This is a genomic window from Paraburkholderia sp., assembly GCF_034668105.1.
GTDB lineage: Bacteria > Pseudomonadota > Gammaproteobacteria > Burkholderiales > Burkholderiaceae > Paraburkholderia.
Map to the genome: position 1 here is coordinate 1 of NZ_JAXDPY010000549.1, position 2619 is coordinate 2619.

Below are 2619 nucleotides of genomic sequence, written 5' to 3' on the forward strand. Positions count from 1 at the left end.
ATGTGGCAAAGCGATCTTTGAGTACTGCGCGATGACATGCCGCGTTCATTTGATGTCTGGGCAACGCGAAGTTCTGCCGGATTGGGTCGATGCATGAGAGAAACGCTTGCCTTCGACGCGCATCGCGAAAGCCGCACATCTGGCGTTCGCGCCTGCGGGTCGGCTGGTGGCTGTTCTCGGCACGGTTGTTCATACGTGCAGCCGCCTTGACGAAAACGTGCTTCACATGAGCGAGCTCAGGAATGTCAGCCTTCGCCGCCGGATTGCTGCGCAACTGGTCCGTCACGATCTTGCGCGGCACCGGGTTTGAACGCAGGATCTTTTCGAATGGCGCTGATCGACCCAGATGGAATGGACACTGCCCTCCCTCCGGGGACGAAAGCCCGATGCATAGGGGCTCCCCGGAAAGATATCCGCGCTCGCGCGCGGTCTCGACTGTCTCGTTGAAGAGCAACACCAGCACATTGTGTTCGAGCAACCGGTCGGGGTTCTTGCTGAACGTCGAATGGTCCCACACGGTCCCGTCCATCGGCAGGCCGACGAACCAGCGGAAGAACATGTTGTAGGAAATCCGTTCCATCAGCATGCGCTCGCTACGAATTGAGTACGGCACCTGCAGCAAAAGAGCTCGCACCGGCTTCTCCGGCGCGATGCCCGGCCGACCTCCCTTCGCATAAGTCTCGTACATCGGCGCGAGCACGTCGTCCATGCGCTTGAGTGCGTCATTGAGCCAGTTGCGAATCGCGCGCAACGGATGGTTCTTCGGGCACGAAATCATCCAGCTTCAACACTGTGAACATCGACTCGGTAAAGCCGTCTGGCCCGCGCATCCGTTCCATCTCGCTCTCATTGATAACACTAGTTCAAAGTTTACGCCTGCGTCCCGGATGACCGCTCCATGAAGCCTTTCAACGGCCTGTTAATGGCACAGAGCCGCCTTTGCGGATTAATGGCGTCGAGAACGGACTGGGATTTCGGGCCGATTGGCCTCGGTAGATCTCCGCCAACATGTGTACGATACCGACATGCACACCCAGTGCAACGCCGTCGGCGGACAGACTCCCGCGCCCGGTCATGCCGTCGACACCACCTTCTCGCACTGCCGTCTCGAACAGGGCAGCTTCGAGTTCCGGGCTCTGGATCAGGTCAGGCTGTTCGAGCATCGCGGCAAGGCAAGCCGCGATACCGTATGCGCCCCAATTTGACACCGTAGCGCACACGGTGAGGTCTGCTTCTGTCTCGTCTGCAACGCCGCGACCGCAGGGGCAACGGCATGCGCTGCCGCGCGGTAGGAGTGCGCGAGCTGTGGCGGCGATTTGCCCCATTCCAAGTTCGTTGCCACGATCACCAATCCCGATAGTGAGCGCGCCGTTCTCGCGTGCCACCTCAAAAAGCGTTTGTCCTTTGCCGACGTCCGCGCTGATATCGGCTCCGCCGACCGTGTGATAAACCGCCAAGCTATTCGCACCAGGTTTCTCGATCGCAATCACAGCCTCAATGCCATATTCAACCATCCAGGTAGCCGATCTGTTGCGTGTCGCCTGCACTTCACGCGGCAATTCGACAACACTGGCGACTGCGCGTAGCTGTCCGGCCTCACGAGCAAGCGCTTCGGTTGAAATAACCTGCAGTTCCGCGGTGCGCAACAGCGCGGCATTGAGCGACATCAGTTCGGATTCCACCGCAACCAACACACGAGCTCCGAGCCCAAGCGCCAGCGCGCGAGCCAATACCGCGGTGCCGATCGGGCCGTCGGTCTCGCCATAGGGGTAGTGGCCCGGCAAAATAAAGCCCGTGGTGAGCAGCACGGTGGCTCCGCGCTTGACCCTTCCAATTAAGCGTGCCGCGGCGCTCAGGCAGAGTGGCGTGCCACCATTGACTGCGCGGGCTGCTTCAAAAAGTGGGCCAATCACGCCGTACGACATTACATCAATGGTGATCAAGCGATCGATATTTTCTCCGACTTGCCCTAGAAACGCGTCGTCTATGCTCAGTGTCATTGGACCTTCCCTAATGAACTACTCATGCTGCGCATGGCAACCACATCTTGCGAACGGACAGGCACGTACGGTGGCATGTACCTGCGCCCATCGGTCCGGTTGCTAAGCGATACGCGCTGTGTTCTTCTCGTTCACTGCACGTGCGGCGACGTCGCGGATTTGCCATAACAAGAGGCTCGCCAGGGCCAAACTGGCTCCCATGACGATGAGTCCTGCAGCAAAGGTGTGCGTAAGCCCCTGTATGTAACCGACCAGATAGGGGCCACAGAACGCTCCGAGAACGCCAAATGTGTTCATGATTCCCATTACCAGGCCGAGGACACTGGACGGAACAATTTCAGCAGGAATTGACCACAGTACCGGTTGCGACCCATAGAGCATCGCACCGGCGATGGTCAACAAAATCATATTCACCAACAGCGTGTTCGACTCATAAGTCTGCCCTGCAACAATCAGTGCGAGGCCACAAGCTAAGATTGGTAGCGTTGAGAACAGCCGCCGGTCCTTCGTCCTGTCGGACAACCAGGTGAGCAAAAACATCACGCCGATCGCGACTGCAAATGGCACAGATGACAGCCAGCCGATCGTTGACTCACTCAGAGACTTGTCTTGGTGCAGT

General features: G+C 58.5%; 3 protein-coding genes and 1 pseudogene. All 4 read right to left on the reverse strand.

Annotated features, from left to right (window positions below; all coding sequences use genetic code 11):
* A partial coding sequence (locus QOC89_RS24275) for a DDE-type integrase/transposase/recombinase (protein WP_323047345.1) occupies nucleotides 1-301 on the reverse strand: 301 nt, incomplete at its 3' end.
* Between the two features lie 96 nt (nucleotides 302-397).
* Nucleotides 398-830: pseudogene (locus QOC89_RS24280) on the reverse strand (transposase); the annotation flags it as partial.
* 78 nt (nucleotides 831-908) lie between these two features.
* Nucleotides 909-2000, reverse strand: coding sequence for a glutamate cyclase domain-containing protein (locus QOC89_RS24285; protein WP_323047343.1), 1092 nt, complete (start codon nucleotides 1998-2000; stop codon nucleotides 909-911).
* Between the two features lie 102 nt (nucleotides 2001-2102).
* A partial coding sequence (locus tag QOC89_RS24290) for an MFS transporter (protein WP_323047344.1) occupies nucleotides 2103-2619 on the reverse strand: 517 nt, incomplete at its 5' end.